Annotated in this window: 13 protein-coding genes; 5 read left to right on the top strand and 8 right to left on the bottom strand. The window is 62.0% G+C overall.

The window, feature by feature from the left end; all coding sequences use genetic code 11:
* Positions 1-17: 17 nt before the first annotated feature.
* Positions 18-1,127: a glycosyltransferase family 4 protein gene (locus KP703_RS04985; RefSeq protein WP_215753994.1), complete on the bottom strand. Its 1,110-nt coding sequence runs from the start codon at positions 1,125-1,127 to the stop codon at positions 18-20.
* Here KP703_RS04985 and KP703_RS04980 point away from each other — a divergent pair.
* The 3 genes from KP703_RS04980 to KP703_RS04970 are packed head-to-tail and all read left to right on the top strand — an operon-like array spanning position 1,121 to position 4,775.
* Complete coding sequence (locus KP703_RS04980; protein ID WP_215753993.1) at positions 1,121-3,160, top strand: nucleoside-diphosphate sugar epimerase/dehydratase; 2,040 nt, start codon at positions 1,121-1,123, stop codon at positions 3,158-3,160. The two genes, KP703_RS04985 and KP703_RS04980, sit on opposite strands and share 7 nt — an antisense overlap.
* Positions 3,157-4,296 carry a DegT/DnrJ/EryC1/StrS aminotransferase family protein gene (locus tag KP703_RS04975; protein WP_215753992.1) on the top strand — a complete coding sequence of 380 codons (1,140 nt, stop codon included), beginning with the start codon at positions 3,157-3,159 and terminating at the stop codon, positions 4,294-4,296. Before KP703_RS04980 ends, KP703_RS04975 begins: the two co-directional genes overlap by 4 nt.
* A gap of 14 nt (positions 4,297-4,310) precedes the next feature.
* A complete protein-coding gene (locus KP703_RS04970; RefSeq protein ID WP_215753991.1) occupies positions 4,311-4,775 on the top strand; it encodes a hypothetical protein in 465 nt (154 codons plus the stop codon).
* An 83-nt stretch (positions 4,776-4,858) separates the two neighbouring features.
* On the opposite strand, the gene KP703_RS04965 is transcribed toward KP703_RS04970, so the two are convergent.
* From KP703_RS04965 to KP703_RS04950, 4 genes are all read right to left on the bottom strand, one after another.
* Positions 4,859-6,145 (bottom strand): Hsp70 family protein, encoded by a 1,287-nt coding sequence (locus tag KP703_RS04965; RefSeq protein ID WP_215753990.1) that lies wholly within the window; start codon positions 6,143-6,145, stop codon positions 4,859-4,861.
* 3 nt (positions 6,146-6,148) lie between these two features.
* Positions 6,149-7,543 carry a dihydroorotase gene (locus KP703_RS04960; RefSeq protein WP_062141617.1) on the bottom strand — a complete coding sequence of 465 codons (1,395 nt, stop codon included), beginning with the start codon at positions 7,541-7,543 and terminating at the stop codon, positions 6,149-6,151.
* A gap of 81 nt (positions 7,544-7,624) precedes the next feature.
* Positions 7,625-9,022 carry a glutathione-disulfide reductase gene (gorA, locus tag KP703_RS04955; RefSeq protein WP_215753989.1) on the bottom strand — a complete coding sequence of 466 codons (1,398 nt, stop codon included), beginning with the start codon at positions 9,020-9,022 and terminating at the stop codon, positions 7,625-7,627.
* A 31-nt stretch (positions 9,023-9,053) separates the two neighbouring features.
* Positions 9,054-9,968 carry a ferredoxin--NADP reductase gene (locus KP703_RS04950; protein ID WP_373270316.1) on the bottom strand — a complete coding sequence of 305 codons (915 nt, stop codon included), beginning with the start codon at positions 9,966-9,968 and terminating at the stop codon, positions 9,054-9,056.
* Between the two features lie 241 nt (positions 9,969-10,209).
* Between KP703_RS04950 and KP703_RS04945 the strand changes: the two genes are divergently transcribed.
* Positions 10,210-12,576 carry a helicase-related protein gene (locus KP703_RS04945; protein WP_215753988.1) on the top strand — a complete coding sequence of 789 codons (2,367 nt, stop codon included), beginning with the start codon at positions 10,210-10,212 and terminating at the stop codon, positions 12,574-12,576.
* A 10-nt stretch (positions 12,577-12,586) separates the two neighbouring features.
* Here KP703_RS04945 and KP703_RS04940 read toward each other — a convergent pair whose 3' ends face one another.
* Together KP703_RS04940 and KP703_RS04935 are read right to left on the bottom strand one after the other, a co-directional pair.
* On the bottom strand, positions 12,587-13,537 hold the full coding sequence (locus KP703_RS04940; RefSeq protein WP_215753987.1) for an SDR family oxidoreductase: 951 nt from the start codon (positions 13,535-13,537) through the stop codon (positions 12,587-12,589).
* Positions 13,534-14,118 carry a DedA family protein gene (locus KP703_RS04935; protein ID WP_197056165.1) on the bottom strand — a complete coding sequence of 195 codons (585 nt, stop codon included), beginning with the start codon at positions 14,116-14,118 and terminating at the stop codon, positions 13,534-13,536. Before KP703_RS04935 ends, KP703_RS04940 begins: the two co-directional genes overlap by 4 nt.
* A 269-nt stretch (positions 14,119-14,387) precedes the next feature.
* Between KP703_RS04935 and KP703_RS04930 the strand changes: the two genes are divergently transcribed.
* Positions 14,388-16,355: a prolyl oligopeptidase family serine peptidase gene (locus tag KP703_RS04930; protein ID WP_215753986.1), complete on the top strand. Its 1,968-nt coding sequence runs from the start codon at positions 14,388-14,390 to the stop codon at positions 16,353-16,355.
* A gap of 140 nt (positions 16,356-16,495) precedes the next feature.
* Here KP703_RS04930 and KP703_RS04925 read toward each other — a convergent pair whose 3' ends face one another.
* Complete coding sequence (locus KP703_RS04925) at positions 16,496-18,130, bottom strand: NAD-dependent malic enzyme (protein ID WP_215753985.1); 1,635 nt, start codon at positions 18,128-18,130, stop codon at positions 16,496-16,498.
* Positions 18,131-18,220 lie beyond the last annotated feature (90 nt).

Raw genomic sequence — 18,220 nt, 5'->3', positions numbered from 1 at the left:
GCCAGAAAATGCGTCGCTTACCAGGGGCCGACCGGGTGGCGGCGCGTTTGCAGGACGGCGAGACCTGTCCAGAGGAGCTGGGGCGCCAGAAGCAGCCCCAGCGCACTGATAAAGCCGGGGACAAAGGCCATGGGCGCGGCCCACCAGGCAACCCCGGCTCCCCACACCACAAATCCCCATTCCGCCAGTGTGATCAACGCGGCATTGATGCCGCTGCGGTGGAGCACCTGATACAGGTGCCCCCGATGCGCCTGCACCAGAGAATGTCCGGCAAGTTTGCGGCGGACGAGCGTGAACAGCACATCATAAATCAGCGGAAAAATCAGGCACGGCCCCAGCACCCATCCGGAAGGCTGGGACGTTGCGTGGGCCACATGCAGGGCCGCCGCTCCGGCCAGAAGTCCACAGCTCTGGCTCCCGACATCCCCCAGAAAAATACGGGCCTTTGGGTAATTGAAGGGCAGGAAGCCGCACAGGCAGGCGCACAGCAGCAGCGCAGGCCAGAACAGGTCCGACACGCCAAAGGCCGGGCCGATCAGCGCGAGAATGCCACACCCGACGGCCAGAGAGCCGGAAATCAGCCCGTTCAGCCCATCCATGAAGTTGATAGCGTTGGTGATGAACACCAGCCAGAGGACGGAAATTACTGCTCCGGCCACCGCGCCACCCCATGCCAAAGGCAGCGGCAGGCTGGTGCCGCCCGCAACCACCAGAACAGCCGCCAGACACTGAGCCGCAAATTTGATGGAGGGCGGCCACTGATACAGGTCATCCAGCCAGGATACGCCTGCCAGCAACGCGGTGGCGAGCGCCGTCATTAGCACGGGCGCACTCAGGATCGGCTGGCCTGTTACCCCCTGCAAAATGGGAAACAGCACAAAAAATGTGGCCATCACGCCTACACCGCCGCCCTTTGGGGTTGGGGCTTCATGTGCGCTTCTGTGGCCCGGGTGGTCCAGAATGGCCACGCGGATCATCATCCTCACCAGAAAACTGGTGAAAAATACTGCGCTGAACAGGCAGAAAACCGCCAGAAAAAGAGAAGAAGGGACGGTGGGCATGGTCTCGTCTGGTTGTGCTGCTTCTAGGATGGCAGGTGCTAGGCTATAGGTGCAAGGTAATGGCACTGCAACGCTCTGAGTCTCTGCACCGTAGCCCCCGGCTGCGCCCGCTCAACAGAATCATGGTCAACATCCTGCTGGACGGGATGCTGGCGGCTCTGGCTGCGCCGTTTGCACGGTGGCTGGCCGCGCCGCAGGATGGGCTTTTGCACCCGCTGTGGTTTCTGGCCAGTGGGGCAATTACGCTGGTGGTCAGCGGCCTGCCTTTCAGAATGCCGCAGCAATACTGGCGGTTTTCCGGGGTTTCGGATCTGCTGGGTATTGCCGGTGCCTCAGTAGCGAGTTCGGTTCTCTTTTCTGTCGGGCTGGTGTGGGCCGGCTTCCGGCTGCCCAGCCCGACCTTTCCCATTATCTACGCGCTGGTGCTGCTCATCATGCTAGGTGGCCTGCGTATAGGCTATCGGCTGGCGCATCGTCTGGCGGCCCGCAAGGCGGACCAGCGGCGGGTGGTGCTGGTGGGGGTGGATACAGAGGCAGACCTGTATCTGCGCGCTCTGGAGCGTAATCCGGCGGCCGGCATCCGTGTGGTGGGGATGGTCGCACTTGGCACGCATCAGGCAGGCCGCAGGCTGCATAATGTGCCGATCCTTGGCCATGTAAACGATATTGAGGCGATACTGGACCGGCTGGAAAAAGCCGGAACACTCCCCGAGTCGCTGGTGGTGACGACCCCGTCTTTTCGTGGGGCGGCGCTGACAAAAGTGCTGGATGCGGGCGCGGTGCATGGCATTTCCGTATTGCGCACCCCGGCTCTGACGGACCTGACTCCGGCGGAGCGCGTGGAACTGCGTCCCGTGCCGATTGAAGATCTGCTCAACCGCCCGCAGGTGCCGCTGGACCGGGCGGGGATGGAGCGTCTTGTTGGCCATAAAACCGTTCTGGTGACGGGTGCTGGTGGCAGCATTGGCTCCGAACTGGTGCGGCAGATTGCCATGCTTGAGCCGGATCGTCTGATCCTGCTGGACCACGGTGAGTTTGAACTCTGGCAGATTGAAACAGAACTCGCCGAATGGGCACCCCACGTCCGGCGTGAGGTTGTGGTGGCGGATGTGCGGGATGAATCCCGGATTGAAGAGGTGATGGCGCGGTTCCGGCCGGAACTGGTGTTCCATGCCGCCGCCCTCAAGCATGTTCCGATTGTGGAAGCCAACCCGGCTGAAGGCCTGCTGACCAACGTGCATGGTACGCGCGTGGTGGCCGATGCCGCCACCCGTAACGGCGCGCGGGCCATGGTGGTGATCTCGACCGACAAGGCCGTGAACCCCTCCAGCCTGATGGGCGCGGCCAAACGCGCCGCGGAGATGTATTGTCAGGCGCTGGATATCAAGGCGCGCACTTCTGGCAACCCAAATGCCATGCGCTGCATTACCGTGCGGTTTGGCAATGTGCTGGGCTCTACCGGCTCAGTTGTGCCGCTGTTCCGGCGGCAGCTTGAGCGGGGCGGCCCGCTGACGGTCACGCACCCGGAAATGCGCCGTTATTTCATGACCGTGCCGGAAGCCGTCGGGCTGGTCCTGCAGGCCAGTGTGCGGGGTACCTGCGGTGTGGATGGTTCCGGCACGGATGCCCTGCTGCGTGATGGCGGGATTTTTGTGCTGGATATGGGCGAGCCGGTGAAGATTGTGGACCTCGCCCGCCAGATGATCCGCCTTGCCGGACTGCGCCCGGAAGAGGATGTGGGCATCCGCTTTACCGGCCTGCGTCCGGGCGAAAAACTCTATGAAGAACTGTTTCACGGACGAGAAGCCCCGGTGCCCACGGATGCACCGGGCCTGCTGATGGCCACCCCCCGCGTGGTGGATCTGACGGACGTGACGCAGGCAGTGGACCAGATTGCAGCCTGTGCGCGCAAAGGGGAGGTGAAGGCAGCCCTGCGCATTCTGTCATTGCTGGTGCCGGAATTCGATCATAACCCCACAGGAGAAGTGCGGTCTGTTGCACCGCCGGGTGCGGCAGAGGCCGCAGCACGCTCCGGGGCGATACAGACCAGAGGCCCGGACAACGGGCCGGATGGCAGCAGGAAACAGGTGGCATCATGACCGATAAGACAGCAGACAAACCGATTGCGTTTCTTGATCTCCCTGCACAGCAGAAGCGTCTGGGCCCGGCCCTGCGCGCCCGCGTGGATGCGGTGCTGGACCATTGCCGCTTTGTGATGGGCCCGGAAGTGGCTGAACTGGAACAGCGTCTGGCTGACTGGTGTGGTGCGAAGGAATGCGTCGGCGTTTCCTCCGGCACGGATGCGTTGCAGATTGTCATGATGGCCGAAGGGATTGGCCGGGGGGACGCCGTGTTCCTGCCCGCTTTTACCTACACCGCCACGGCGGAAGTCCCGCTGGTGCTGGGGGCAACCCCGGTTTTTGTGGATGTAGATCCCAACACCTTCCAGATTGACCCGGACCATCTGCGCGCCCGTATTCGCGCCGTGAAGGAAGCCGGTAAGCTGACGGCCCGCGCTATTGTGGGGGTCGATCTGTTCGGCCAGCCTGCGCCCTGGCCTGAACTACGCAAAATTGCGGAAGAAGAAGGCCTGTTCCTGCTGGCGGACTGCGCGCAGTCCTTCGGCGCGGATCTGGATGGCAAACCGCTGGGGCGGGAAGCAACAGCCACCACGCTGTCTTTCTTCCCCTCCAAACCGCTGGGTGGCTACGGGGATGGCGGGGCTATTCTGACGGATGACCCGGAACGTGCCGCACTCTATCGGTCCCTCCGCACCCACGGGGAAGGCGGCACGCGGTATGAGGTGCTGCGCACCGGCATGAACGGGCGTCTGGACACGTTGCAGGCTGCGGTCCTGCTGGCCAAGCTGGATGGTTTCAAGGAAGAGCTGGATCGGCGTGACGCGATTGCGCGGGCTTATGATGCCGGCCTTGCGGATGTGGTGCAGGTGCCTGTGCGGGTGCCAAACAGCAAGAGCGCATGGGCTATTTATGCTATTCTGCTGAAAGACCCGGCAGAGCGCGCCCCGCTTCAGGCGCGCCTGAAAGAACGGGGCGTGCCCTCCGCCATTTATTATCCGCTGCCGCTGCACAAGCAGCCGGCTTATCGGGACCATCATGACGGCACGGCATTGCCGGTGTCGGAAGATCTGGCACAGCGTATTCTGGCACTCCCCATTCACCCGGAACTGACTGATGATGATGTCGCCCGCGTGATTGCGGCGGTGCGCGGTTAAGGAGAGTTAGGGGAATGAGGAAGGAAACCGCGTTTCTTATCGGGTTTCTGGTGCTGACGATTGGCACGGCATCGTTAATCTGGATGGTGGCGCTGCCCAATTTCAAACCGGTGGTGTTCCCTCAGATCGCCAGTGGTGAGATTGAGGTCGGCCCGATGCGGCACAAGCGGATGCTGAGCGCGGAAGAAGTGAAATCCGTGAATGACTGGCTGAGCGAGCATAAAAGCGGGTGGGGTCCGCTGGGCCGCACGCCGCCGTCTTCCGGCGATTCGCGCCTGATGCTGAAAGATGCCAGCGGCAAGGATGTGCTGGCTCTTACGCTCTGGACGGGCATTAGCGCTGCCGACTGGAACGATACGGTGTTTGTAGAAGCGCCAGATGGCTCCAAGGTCTATACGGAAAACTTTTCCGATAAAGCCTTCGGCCCCCTGCGGGCGCTGGTGGACCTGCACGTTTTTAAACGGTCTGCCTTTCCGTAAAACAGAAAGGGCGCGGGAGATAGTCTCCTGCGCCCTTCTTCAAACACTCTGGGTTTTTCCGGCTACGGATGAGTTGGGTGGGCTCAGGCTGCGCGGCCTGACATCAGAGCCAGTCCCTCCGCTACGGAGACGAACTCGCCTCCGGCATCCACCCGCTCTTTCCCAAAACGATTGATAAACAGATTGCGCACCGCAGGCACAAAGGATGTGCCGCCGGTCAGGAAGACGCGGTCGATATCGGACGCAGCAAGGTTGGCGTTCTCAAGCGCCTTATCTACTGCGCCGCCAAACCGGGCGAGGTCCGGGGCAATCCACTCTTCAAATTCCTGCCGGGTGATGGTGCGTTCCACCTTCAGCCGCTTGTGCTCGAACTTCAGCACCGTGCTCTCTGCGGAGGAGAGCGCGCTTTTGGCAGCCCCCACGGCGCGGTAGAGCGCCTGCCCCTGCTGGTCATTCACCAGATCAAGCAGCGCGCGGAGTTTTTCCGGCTCGGCGGCTGTGCGGGTGACGTCCTCAATATCCCGCAGGGTTTGCGGCGTGCGCATCAGCGCCAGACGGTGCCAGTGGCCAAGGCTTGCGTACCATTCAATCGGCACGGGCAGAGGCTGGCCGCCCATAATCCGGTACGTGCTGTCCCGCCCGAGCAGGGGAGCGATAACGGTGTTGATAATGCGGTAATCAAACTGATCCCCCGCAATGCCGACACCGGCATGTCCCAGCGGCGTGGCGCGGCCTGTGGCGGGGTCAAACCGCAGGACCGAGAAATCACTGGTGCCGCCGCCAAAATCGCCCACCAGAATGGTAGTGGGTTTTTCCAGCCGCTGGGCAAAACGCCAGCCTGCGGCTTCCGGCTCCCACGCAATGCCAATAGGGGCGAAGCCTGCTGCGGTAAAGCTCTCGCGCAGGCGCTGTTCGCCCAGCGCATCGTCCGCGCGGTCTCCGGCAAAATGCACAGGCCGCCCGACCGTGACCTGCACGGAGGCCGGGTCAATTTTCACGGCCTGCATCAGATGCGTCAGAAAGCGCGCAATCAGCATTTCCAGCGTCATGCGACGGCTGAAAATCTGGGTCTCGCGGAAGGATTTCTGCGCGAGGTAGGACTTCATGGACATAATCATGCGGCTTTCCGCAGGATCTTCCAGATAGGCATCCACCGCTGCGGCACCGATGGCCTCATGCAGCTTCAGGCGGCCGCGTTCTTCATCATGCCAGAAGCACAGCAGCGTGCGGCAGGTGTCGGATTCGCCGTGGTGGGGGAAGGTAAACCGGGCGGTTTCAGTCCGTCCGTCCGGGTGAGCCAGCACCACCACACTGTTGGTGGTGCCGAAATCAAGACCAATTTTCAGGCTGTTGGAAGGCGTCGTCGTCATGTTTCAGCGGGCAGCCTGCGGTCTGTCGGTTGCATCAAAACGCAGGGGTTCGCCAAGGGCTTTGTCCGCCAGCGTGCCTTCCCACATCACCTGATTGCCACGGATAATGGTGCCCACCGGGCGGCCCGTGACGGTCTGGCCCGCAAAGGGAGACCAGCCACAGCGGGAGGCCATCCAGCTCTGTTCCATGGTCCAGCGGGATTTGAGGTCCACAATGGAGAAGTCAGCATCATACCCCACGGCAATGCGGCCCTTGCGCACCAGCCCGAACAGGCGCTGCGGCCCGGCGGAAGTCATGTCTACAAGGCGGCGCAGGGTCAGGCGGTTGTTGGCCACATGGTCCAGCATCAGCGGCAGCAGGGTCTGCACGCCCGGCATGCCGGAAGGAGAGGCCGGGTAGGGTTTTTCCTTGGCGGAGAGCGCATGCGGTGCGTGGTCGGAGCCGATAATGTCGGGCATGCCCTGGCTGACCCAGTGCCACAGGCCATCCCGATGCGCGCCGGAGCGGATGGGCGGGTTCATCTGCGCCAGCGTGCCCAGACGAGGATAAGCGTCTTCCCCGGCCAGTGTCAGATGCTGCGGCGTGAGTTCGCAGGAGGCAATGTCCCGGTGTGCGGAAATCAGTTCCAGTTCCGCCGGGGTGGTGATGTGCAGGATATGCACACGCCGCCCGGTTTTGCGGGCCAGATGCAGAGCACGGGTTGTGGCGCGCAGGGCGGTCTCATCATCACGCCAGACGGGGTGGGAAGACGGGTCACCTTCCACGCGGTAGTCCATGCGTTCCTTCAGGCGGGTTTCATCTTCCGCATGAATGGCCACGCGGCGCATACCGGAGCGCAGAACGCGTTCCAGCATGTCATCTTCTGAAATCAGCAGGTTGCCGGTGGAAGACCCCATGAACACTTTGATGCCTGCGGTACCCGGTAGCTTTTCCAGCTCACCGCACTCATCCGCGTTGTCCACAGTGGCACCCACATAAAAGGCGTGATCACACCACATGCGGTGCTTTGCGCGAGAGAGCTTGTAGGCCACCGCTTCCGGCGTGGAAGTCGGCGGACGCGTGTTGGGCATTTCAAACACGCCGGTCACACCCCCCAGAACAGCGGCGCGGCTCCCGGTTTCGAGGTCTTCGTTAGCCTCAGCACCCGGCTCACGGAAATGGACCTGCGTATCAATCACGCCCGGCAGAATGGTCAGGCCCGTGCAGTCTATTGTGCGCCCGGCGTCAGCCTGCCCGCCAATGGCGGCAATCAGCCCGTCCCGCACATACACATCCGTCTGCACGGTGGCGTCCGGCAGCACAACGGTGCCGCCTTTCAGAACCAGATCGTAAGACCCGCGGGCGTGAGCGGCAACGCTGCCCGGCGTGGGGCCAGACGGTGTGTGGGAAGAGGACATGGCGTTTTTCCTGTTCTGGCGGCTGGAAAAAGAAAAGCGGGGGAAGGCAGGGGTGTGGGGCTGCGCCGGAGCGCAGCCGAGTCAGGACGCGGCTGGCGTTTCCCGCGTGCGGGTGCGCATCGTCACCAGTTCCTCAGCGGAGGTGGGGTGGATGCCGATGGTGCGGTCAAAATCCTGCTTGGTCAGACCGGCGGTAACGGCGACCGCCACGCCTTGCAGCATTTCCGGGGCGTCATCCCCCAGAATATGCGCGCCTACGACAATCTGGCTGCTCTGCTGCACCACCAGCTTCATGACCGTTTTGCGCTCCTTGCGGCCACTTAGCGTGTGACGCATGGGCGTGAAGCGCGTGAAGTAGATATCCACCGCGCCATGATGTGTGGCTTCCGTTTCCGTGAGGCCAACAGACGCCATTGGCGGGGAGAAAAAGACGGCCTTGGGCGTGGTGTCGAACGACCATTCCCGCGCCGGCGCTTTGCCGAACAGGCGGTCAGCCAGATTATGGCCCTCGGCAATAGCAACGGGGGTCAGGTTGATGCGGTCCGTCACGTCCCCAATGGCATACACGCCGGGTTCCGTGGTCTGGCTGTTGGCATCCACCTTGATCTGCCCGAGGTCGCCTACGGTAATGCCGGTATTCTCAAGGCCAAGCTTTTCGATCTTGGGTTTTCTGCCGGTGGCGAAAAACACGCAGTCAGCTTCCAGCGTATGGCCGTTATCCAGCGTGACGGTGTAGGTCTCGCCCTCTTTGGTCACACGGCTGGAGGAGCAGCGCGGGTGCTGGGTGATACCGCGCACGGTAATGGCCTCAGCCATGGCGGCGCGCATATCCTCATCAAACCCGCGCAGGGGGAGAGCCTGCCGGTAAACCAGATCGACCTGAGAGCCTAAGCCTGCAAAAATCCCGGCAAATTCCAGTCCGATATACCCACCGCCAACAATCACCACGCGCTGCGGGCGGCTGGGCAGATGGAAGGCTTCATCAGACGTAATGGCCAGTTCGGCCCCCGGAATATCCGGGCGCAGGGGTGTGGAGCCGGTGGCGATGACAATGTTTTTTGCCGTCACGGTGCGCGGCGCTTCATGCGGGGCAAGCGGAGAGGCTTCAACACGCACGGTATGGGCATCCACAAAGCGGGCGTGGCCCGTCAGCAGGGTGATGCCTGCTTTCTCCAGCAGGGAGACGTAAATGCCGTTCAGGCGGGTAATTTCTTTATCTTTGGCGGCAATCAGCGTGGCCCAGTCATGAGTGCCACGGAGGGAGGACCAGCCAAAAGCGTGGCTGTCATCCACCAGATCGCCATACTCACTGGCCTGAACCATGAGCTTTTTGGGCACGCAGCCCAGATTGACGCAGGTGCCGCCCCAGTGGCGACTTTCCACCACGGCAACGCGCGCACCATGCCCTGCGGCAATACGGGCGCAGCGCACCCCGCCGGAGCCTGCTCCGATGACAAGAAGATCAAATTCATGCGTCATGGCGCAGGCTCCGTTTTTTAGTTCACTAACCTCAGCGTTCAGCGAAGGCCTTTTCCACTACGTAAGAACCGGGGTTGGACATGTTGCCTTCATCAAACCCACGGGCCTGCAGCAGGGCTTCCGTATCCGCCAGCATTTCCGGTGACCCGCAGATCATCACACGATCATGCTCGGGGTCCAGTTCCGGGATGTTCAGATCCGTGAAGATCTTGCCGGATTCGATCAGCTTGGTGATGCGGTCCGTCACGGCAAAGGCTTCACGCGTCACAGCCGGGTAGTACAGCAGCTTGCCGGAGATGTCCTCGCCCAGAAATTCGTGTTCCGGCAGTTCATGGCGGATGTGGTTGGCATAGGCCAGTTCACCGGAAATACGCACTGTGTGGCTGAGGATGACATGCTCGAACCGCTCATAGCAGTCCGGATCTTTGATCAGGCTCATGAACGGTGCCAGACCCGTGCCGGTGGACAGGAAATACAGGTTCCGGCCCGGACGGAGGTTGTCCAGCAGCAGCGTGCCGGTCGGTTTGCGGCCAATCAGAACCGTATCACCCACTTTAACGTGGCGCAGGCGGGAAGTCAGCGGGCCTTCCGGCACGGCAATGGAGAGGAACTCCATCTCATCCGCATAGTTGGGGGAGGCAATGGAGTAGGCACGCAGCAGGGGCTTGCCGTTCAGTTCAATACCGATCATGGCGAACTGGCCGTTTTCAAACCGCAGGCCGGGGTCACGCGTGGTGGTGAAGCTGAACAGACGGTCCGTCCAGTGATGCACCGTCAGCACCTTCGCCGGATACAGGTTGCCGTATTCCTTGGTCGGGGGGGCAAGGTGCCAGACACCGTCCTGACCTTCTACCGGCAGGAGACCTGTCGGGACTTCAGAGGCCGTCATTTTCGGCAGAATGTCGGAAAATGTTCCGGTTGACGTTTCAGACATGGTTTCAGACATGGGCCGCTTATACTCCGCTTGCAGCAGATCGAGAGGATATGCCCCGTAGCCGGCCTGTGGTCCCGGTGCGGACTCTTGAACGGCACGGAGGCGTGCTTCTGGTCGTGGCGCGTTTCTAAGGGGCTGGAAAGCATGACGCCAGTGCAAATTCATCACGCGACGCTTTCTGGCAGTGCACAGGTGCGGTTTTATTGCCGTTTCAGCCATTGTTCCGCCCGCGCGGATGCCGCATGAATACGCTATGACATCAGAGACTTTTGCATCCCCCGCCCGTGAGGCCTTTGTGCGTGTTTCAGCCCGCACAGGCCTGAGTATCGAACCACGGGAAGAGCAGGACGTTCTGCGCCGCATTGCCCGCGCCCTGGAGCCCGGCGCGCGGGATATTGAGGATGAAACCTACCGCACCATTCTGTGCACCGCCCGGCGCAAGAAGCGTGTCTCCCGCCTTGTGGACCTCACGCGGCGCAGCGGCCGCATCTGGGTTTCCCGCGATGAAATTGAAGAAGCCGTTGGAAACATAGAAGAACCGGAAGCGGATGACCGCGTGCTGGAACGCGCTCTGGCCCCTGTCTCCCGCGCCCGGCTGCGGTCTTACGGGGCTAACCCGCGAGCCGTGTTTGAGACAGTGCAGGCTGATCTGGTTGATACCGGGCGCGTGCTCTCCCCGGCCCAGACCGACCTGCTGCTGATGGCCATTGCGCTGGCGTTTGACCTGCCGGAGGGCGACCCGTTTCTGGACACGGCCCGCCGGGAGGAAGCCCAGCGCCAGAAGACAGCCAGCACAATTGAGCGCACGGCACGTGAAAAGCGCGAGAAAGAAGAATCGCGCCTGCGCACGTGGGAAGAAAGTCTGGTGCCGTTTCAGGAGGTGCCGCGCCTGCTGCGGTGCTCCCATAAGGAAGCGCTGCGTTGGATTGCAGAAAATCGTCTGCCCGTGGCCCGAAAGGTGCGCGAATCGGGTGACCGGGAACGCTGGGAGTTTGATCCGGCGGAACTTATCGCCCTGCGTGGCAAGCTGGGGGAGTGGCGCAATGGTGGCGCTCCGGCTGTTGCCGGGGCAGGGGGTAAGGCCCCGGATATGGGCCGCAAGGTGGCCAATTCCGTCATTGCCCGCGTGGCGGCGCTCGACCGTTATGCAGCCCATTTCCGCACCGCACGGGCGCTGAACCGTCGTATCACTCTCGTTACCGGCCCGACCAACAGTGGCAAGTCCTACACGGCGCTCAATGCGCTGGCGCAGGCCGACAGTGGACTGGCGTTGGCCCCCCTCCGTCTGCTGGCGCATGAATTCCGGGAGGCACTGGCCTCTCGTGGGGTCGAAGCGTCCCTCGCAACCGGGGAAGAACGCATTCTGGTGCCCAGCAGCCGCCATCTGGCGGCCACGGTGGAGATGTGCCCGTTCTATAATCCGGTCGATGTTGCGGTAATTGATGAAGCACAGATGCTCTTCGATACCGATCGTGGTGCAGCCTGGACAGCGGCGATCATGGGCGCTCCGGCCCGCCACCTGTATGTGCTGGGTGCACCGGACTGTATCCCCATGGTGCGGCGGATTGCCGAACTGTGCGGGGACCCGCTGGATGAAATTTCTCTGGAGCGCAAAAGCCCGCTGAAACCCGCCACGCAGCCCGTGCGGTTGCAGGATCTTCAGGCCGGTGATGCGCTGATTGCGTTCTCCCGGCGCGAGGTGCTGGACCTCCGCGCAGCCCTCATGCAGCACGGGCGGTGTGTGGCCGTGGTCTATGGAGCGCTCAGCCCGGAGGTCCGCCGGGCCGAAGCGCAGCGCTTTAACTCGGGTGCGGCCGATATCCTGATTGCGACCGACGCCATTGGCATGGGTCTGAACCTGTCCATCAAGCGCGTGGTGTTTGCGGCCCTCAAGAAGTTTGACGGCAAGCAGACGCGGGACCTTACGGTGCAGGAGGTCAAGCAGATTGGTGGCCGCGCCGGACGCTACGGCAAGCATGAAGTGGGCACTGTATCCGTGCTGGCGGGGGCGGGCAGCCCGTCCTTCATCCGTCGCCAGCTGGAGGCGGACCCGGAAATGCCAGAAGATCTGCGGCCCTTCGTGCAGCCAGACGCGGATATCGTGAAAGCGGTTGCGGCGGAAATCGGGTCGGAAAGCCTGTATGGCGTTCTCTCCCGTATTCATCGTGCCGTGTTGCGTAAGGATGACCCCAATTACCGTCTGGCGGATATGGAGCAGGCTTTTGCCATTGCGTCCGCGCTGGAAGGGGTGGACGGACTGGATCTCACCACCCGCTGGTCCTACGCCATGTGTCCGGTGGATGACCGCGATAACGGCATCCGTCGTCTGGTGGGCTGGGCAGCGGATCATGCCGCAGGCCGCCGCGTTCTGCCGCCGGGTACAGGCCGTCTGCCACCGAGTGAGCGTGCCAGCCGTGAAGAGCTGGAACGCGCGGAAAAACGTCATAAGCGACTGGTCGCATGGCGCTGGCTGGCGCTGCGCTTCCCGGAATTCTACCCGGACCGGGAAGATGCCGAAGAAACCACACGCCGCCTGAATGAGTGGATTGAAAACGTGCTGCGGCAGCAGAGCCGCACGCGCAGTTCCTCACCGGGCAGCAGTTCCCGCCGGCGGGGTTAAGGCCGGGACGTTACCAGGCCACGCCCGTCAGGCGTTCGGACACATCCCACAGGCGCGCCGCCGTGCTAACTTTCTGCGCGGCGGGAGGCACTTTGGCCGGGCCGGGGGGGCCACGTCGCTCCCCTGTGCCCTGTGGACCGTAATAGTCCCCATCACGCGCAGCCGGAGAGAGGGCCGCATAAAGTAGCGGTTCTGCCCCGCGCGCTGCGGTCTGTCCCATCACGCGCAGAACTGCGGTGCCAATCACCTGTTCCGCCTTGCCGACAGCGCCGGGCAGGCTGGAGGCCGGACCATTGGCAATAATGGATGTGGAAGACCAGCCGGGGTGGGCAGCGCGGGAATGGATGTTCCACCCATTTTCTCCCGCACGCCGGGCCAGCTCCCGCGCAAACAGCAGGTTGGACAGCTTGCTCTGCTGATACGCGCCAAAGGGGCTGTAACGGCGGCGGGACTGCAAATCATCAAAATGGATTGCGCCCTTACAGGCGGCCAGACTGGCGACGGTCACCACCGTACCGCCACCGGAAGCCGCTTCCAGCAGGGAACGCAGGCGCGTGGTCAGCGCAAAATGGCCCAGATGGTTGGTGCCAAACTGCATTTCAAACCCGTCAGCCGTTTCCTGCCTGCGGGCAAGGGCCATCACGCCGGCATTGTTCACCAGAAAATCCAGCGCGCGGGTGCGGGTGGCGACCTCAGCCGCACAGGTCGCAATGGAGTCCAGTGAGGCAAGATTGAGCGCGAGCAGTTCAGCCTCGGCACCGGGGCAGCGGGCCTGCAGGGCGGCCAGAGCGGCTTCCCCACGCGCAGCACTGCGCACCGGCAGCAGCAGGCGTGCGCCACGCGTGGCCAGACCACAGGCCACTTCAAACCCAAGGCCGCTATTGCCGCCAGTTACCAGAGCCACGCGGCCCTTCAGGCTGGGCTGGCGGTTGGTCACGGACCATTCATGCTTGCCGATCATGAGGGCATAATCCGCAGGCGTTCATCTTTTTCTGCTGCAGCCAAGGCTTCCTCCGTCAGACGTTTCTCGTTGCGTTTCAGGAAAAGGAACGAAGCAATAATGATTGTCGCGGCGCAAACCCCGAAGACAATTCCCAGCGGCCCGGAAAGCCGTAACACTTCATTCCCCAGCAAATACGTGCAGATGGCGTACCCTCCTGCCCAGCAAATGCCGCCCAGCGCATTGTGCCACAGGAACGTATGCCAGGGCATATGGTTCGCTCCTGCCAGCAGGGCCACAAACATGCGCAGCACGGCAATAAAGCGGCCAAAGAACACAACAGACCCGCCATGTTTAAGGAACACATAGCGCCCCAGTAGCAGGCGGTTGGGGGTCAGGCCGAATTTGGGGCCGTATTTCTGCAACAGCTTCAGCCCCAGCGCCCGGCCAATCAGATAGCCAAAATTGTCCCCCATGATCGCCCCGATCACGGCGGCAATCACCACGCCACTAATGTGGAGTTTATGCGTGGTGGCGCAGAACAGCGCCCCGGTGATGATCAGGCTCTCGGCAGGCAGCGGAAGCCCCATACTCTCAAGCATGACCACGACCCCGATCACGGCATAACCGTAATGGGAGAACAGGCTGTTCAGGTAATGCAGTGAAAAAATGGATTCGAGAGAGTGTAACAGGACAAAAAATCCACTTCTGGCTGGGTAGGCGTCAAAGGGGGCAGCAGGAACAGTTTCCGTTGCAGACTGTCAAGCCTCAGTGTGTTGCGGGTTTTGTCCCCTTTTCCAGCCAGACGCCTGTATCTGTTGCGGGAATTACGGTTTGATAGACCTTAAATGTGTTTCCCGGAGAGCCTTATATGTCTGATCTGCCTTTTTCCTCATCTGCTGGACCGGATGCCCCCGTGCCCATGCCGTGCGGCACCTGGCCGTCCCGTGTGACGGCGGCTCTGGTGGCGGGGAAAACGTTCTCGCTTTCTGAAGTGACCGCAGACGGCAACGTCGTGTTCTGGCTGGAGCGCCGCCCGGCAGAAAAAGGCCGCTCCGTCCTGATGCGCTGGGCCGAAGGGCAGGGCGTGGCAGAGGCGCTTCCCGCGAACTTTGATGTCGCGACCCGCGTGCATGAATATGGGGGCGGCCCATATGCCGTGCGGGCAGGGCGGATTGCGTTTTCGGACAAGCGGACAGGAGCGGTCTGGCTGGTGGCACAACCGGGAGCGCAGCCAGTGCAGATCGCCGGAGAAGACGGACTGCGCTATGCGGACCTGCGGTTTGACCCGACGGCCAGCACTGTTCTGGCGGTGCGGGAAGATCATCGCGCAGAGGGTGAAGCCAAAGCGGCTCTGGTCGCGCTGAAACTCCCAATAGCAGGCGCGCAGGCGGAAGAGATCGTGCTGTATAACGGCCCGGATTTTCTGTCCTCTCCCTCAGTCTTACCCGATGGCACGCGCATGGCGTGGGTGGAATGGCAGCACCCGGACATGCCGTGGGATGCCACGAGGCTGTGCCTCGCAGAGGTCGTGCGGGATGCGGAAGGTCGGATGACCGCTCTGAACAACAAGCAGGTTCTGGCAGGCGCAGAGCAGCGCGAATCGGTGCTGGAACCCCGCTGGACTGAGGACGGTCAGTTGCTGGCCATTTCCGACCGGTCCGGTTGCTGGACCGTATGGGCTGTTCAGTTTGGGCAGGGGGCTCCCGCTCTGACGCCCTGCACCATGCCGGAGGGCGAGATTGGTCAGCCCGCATGGGTGTTTGGCCAGCGGAGCTATCAGCCCTTGCCGGAGGGGGGATGTCTGGTGCTGGCGGTGCGTGATGGCCGCACAACCTGCCTGCATCAGACAGCGCAGGGGCAGGCTCTGGCGTTTGCTGCCCACCCGGACCAGTGCCCCGTTCCGCTGGCTGATGGCCGGTTTGCCTGGCTCGAAGTGCCTGACGATGCGCTGCCCGTCGTGGTTGTTGGCAGCATGACCAAGGGTGTGGAACAGGTGTTGCAGCGTGCCGCAACGCTCGATCTCGCTCCGACCGATATTTCCCGTGCTGAAACCATCCGCTTCCCCGTGCAGGGGCAGGACGGTGTTTTGGGCCACGCGCTGTTCTACCCGCCCGCCAACAGTCGGGCCTGTGTGCCGGAGGGCGCGCTGCCGCCCATGATCGTGCAGGTGCATGGCGGCCCTACGGCGCGGGCGCAGGAAGGGTTTTCCTTCAAGGTGCAGTGGTGGACCTCGCGTGGATTCGCAGTGCTGGACGTCAATTACGGCGGCTCCACTGGATTCGGGCGGGCATGGCGTGAGCGGCTGAATGGCGCATGGGGCGTCGTGGATGTGGCGGATTGTATTGCTGCCTGCCGTCATATGGTGGCCACAGGCCGCGTGGACCCGAAGCGTCTTGCCATTCGCGGGTCCAGTGCCGGGGGCATGACGGTGCTGGTAGCGCTGGCCGAATCGGACCTGTTTGCCGCCGGCGTCAGCCTGTATGGCGTGACGGATCTGCGGGCGTTGGCGCAGGAGACGCATAAATTCGAGGCGCGGTATCTGGATGGGCTGATCGGTCCCTGGCCGGAGGCAGAAGCCGTTTATCTGGCGCGCTCACCGCTGTCTGTAGCGCATAAAATCAAGGCGGCGGTCCTGCTGCTGCAAGGATCGGAGGACAAGGTCGTGCCGCCCGGTCAGGCGCATGCCATGGCGAGGGCCTTGGAAGAGGCGGGTTGCCCCTGCACCCTGCATGAATTCCCCGGCGAGGGGCATGGGTTCCGTCAGGAGGCTACAATTCGGAAGGCGCTGGAAGAAGAACTGGCGTTTTATGGCCGTGTGTTCGGGTTCGAAGCGTGACAGCAGCCTGAATACGCGTTTGTGATCATACAAAGCGTGAAACAGGTGAGACGTTTTCTGATCTGCTGACGTTAACGCTGAAAAAAGAAAAAGGCCGAATCATCCTTGTGGACGATTCGGCCTTTTTGTATCTGCCGGGCTTAGTGTTCGTAGCGCGGGGTGTAGATCAGACTTTCAATCCACGCCCGGATATCCTGCGGGCGTTCTACCGTGGCGGCACCCTGATCGAAAATGAACTCCGCAATGCGCGTGGCGGAGGTGATGGACACTTCCAGAATCTCGCTCTGTGGCGGGAACAGGCGGCCCCGTTCCTGTGCTGCCGGATCAACCTGATCCGCGAGTGCCTTGGCGGCCTTGATCACCATGTCATCGGTAATCAGATCCGGGCAGGTGGCGTAAACAGCCAGCCCCAGAGCCGGGAAGATGTAGAAGTTATTGGCCTGCCCCGGATAGAAGGTTTTATCGTTCAGGGTGAATTCCGGATATTGCAGGCCAGCGGCAAACAACGCCCGTCCTTCGGACCACGTATACGCCTGCTCCGCTGTGCATTCCCCGTTTTTAGCGGGGAGGGAGAGGGCGAAGATGATGGGCCGCTCGTTCAGGGCGGCCATTTCTTCTACAACCGCCTGCGTAAAGGCCCCACCACAGGTGGAGACGCCGATCAGAATGGTCGGCTTCACGGCTTTGACCATGGTCAGCAGGTCGCGTGAGGGCGGCATGTCCTTTGCAAAACGGGCCTGCTGAGGGGAAAGGTCGGTGCGGGATTTTTCCAGCAGACCATCCACGTCCATCAGGGTCATGCGGGAGACGGCTTCTGCCTCGGACATCCCTTCCTTCTGCATGGCGGTCACCAGCATGTTGGCAATGCCCAGCCCGGAAGACCCTGCACCGAGGAAAAGCACCCGCTGGTCGGTCAGCGGTTCGTTCTTGATGCGCAGGGCGGTGATGAGCCCGGCCAGCGTGACGGCGGCTGTGCCCTGAATGTCATCATTATAGCAACGGACGCGCGGATAATATTTTTCCAGATACCGGATGGCATCCGTGCCTTTCCAGTCCTCAAAATGCAGGCAGCAGCGCGGGAAGACGGTCTGTACAGCCTGCACAAATTCTTCCACAAATTCGTCCAGCACGTCCTGTGAGGGCGGTTCACGCCGCAGGCCCAGATACAGCGGGTCTGCCCGCAAGGCGCTGTTGGTGGTGCCAATATCAAGCTGGATGGGCAGCAGCGGTTCCGGCGGCACTGCGCCGCAAGCTGTGTAGAGGTGCAGCTTGCCGATGGGGATGCCCATCCCGTTTACGCCAATGTCGCCGAGGCCCAGAATGCGACCGCCCGTGGTCACGCAAATTACGCGCACATCGTCCACCGGCCAGTTGCGCAGCACTTCTTCGATACGGCCCTTCATCTCCAGGCTGATATACATGCCACGGGGGCGGCGGTAGATATGGCTGAACTGCTGGCAGACGGCCGCCAGTGTCGGCGCATAGATAATGGGCACGTATTTGGCCGGGTTGGACATCAGAACCCGGTAAAACAGAGTTTCGTTCTGGTCTCGCAGGCCGCTCAGATAAATATATCGCTCAAGGTCGCTGGGCTTGGCTTCCAGATGTCGATGGATGCGCTCAACCTGCCGGTCCAGACTTTCGACATGCGTAGGCAGAAGCCCTTCCAGCCCGTACTGCCGCCGCTCCTCAGCCGTAAAAGCTGTGCCCTTGTTCTGACTGGCGTCATTCAGGAGGGACATTCCCCGGAGATGAGGGATAGGGGCTTTTGGCATTATAAACCTTTCATACATGTGAGACGTCAGAACGCATCGCTTGCAGAAAATCGCAGAAAGATGCGGGCAGTGCTCTTCTTATTGTGAAAG

The organism is Acetobacter sp. P5B1 (genome assembly GCF_018811985.1).
Taxonomy (GTDB): domain Bacteria; phylum Pseudomonadota; class Alphaproteobacteria; order Acetobacterales; family Acetobacteraceae; genus Acetobacter; species Acetobacter cerevisiae.
Note: the sequence above shows the minus strand (reverse complement) of the source record. Positions and strands in the feature narration are given on the sequence as shown.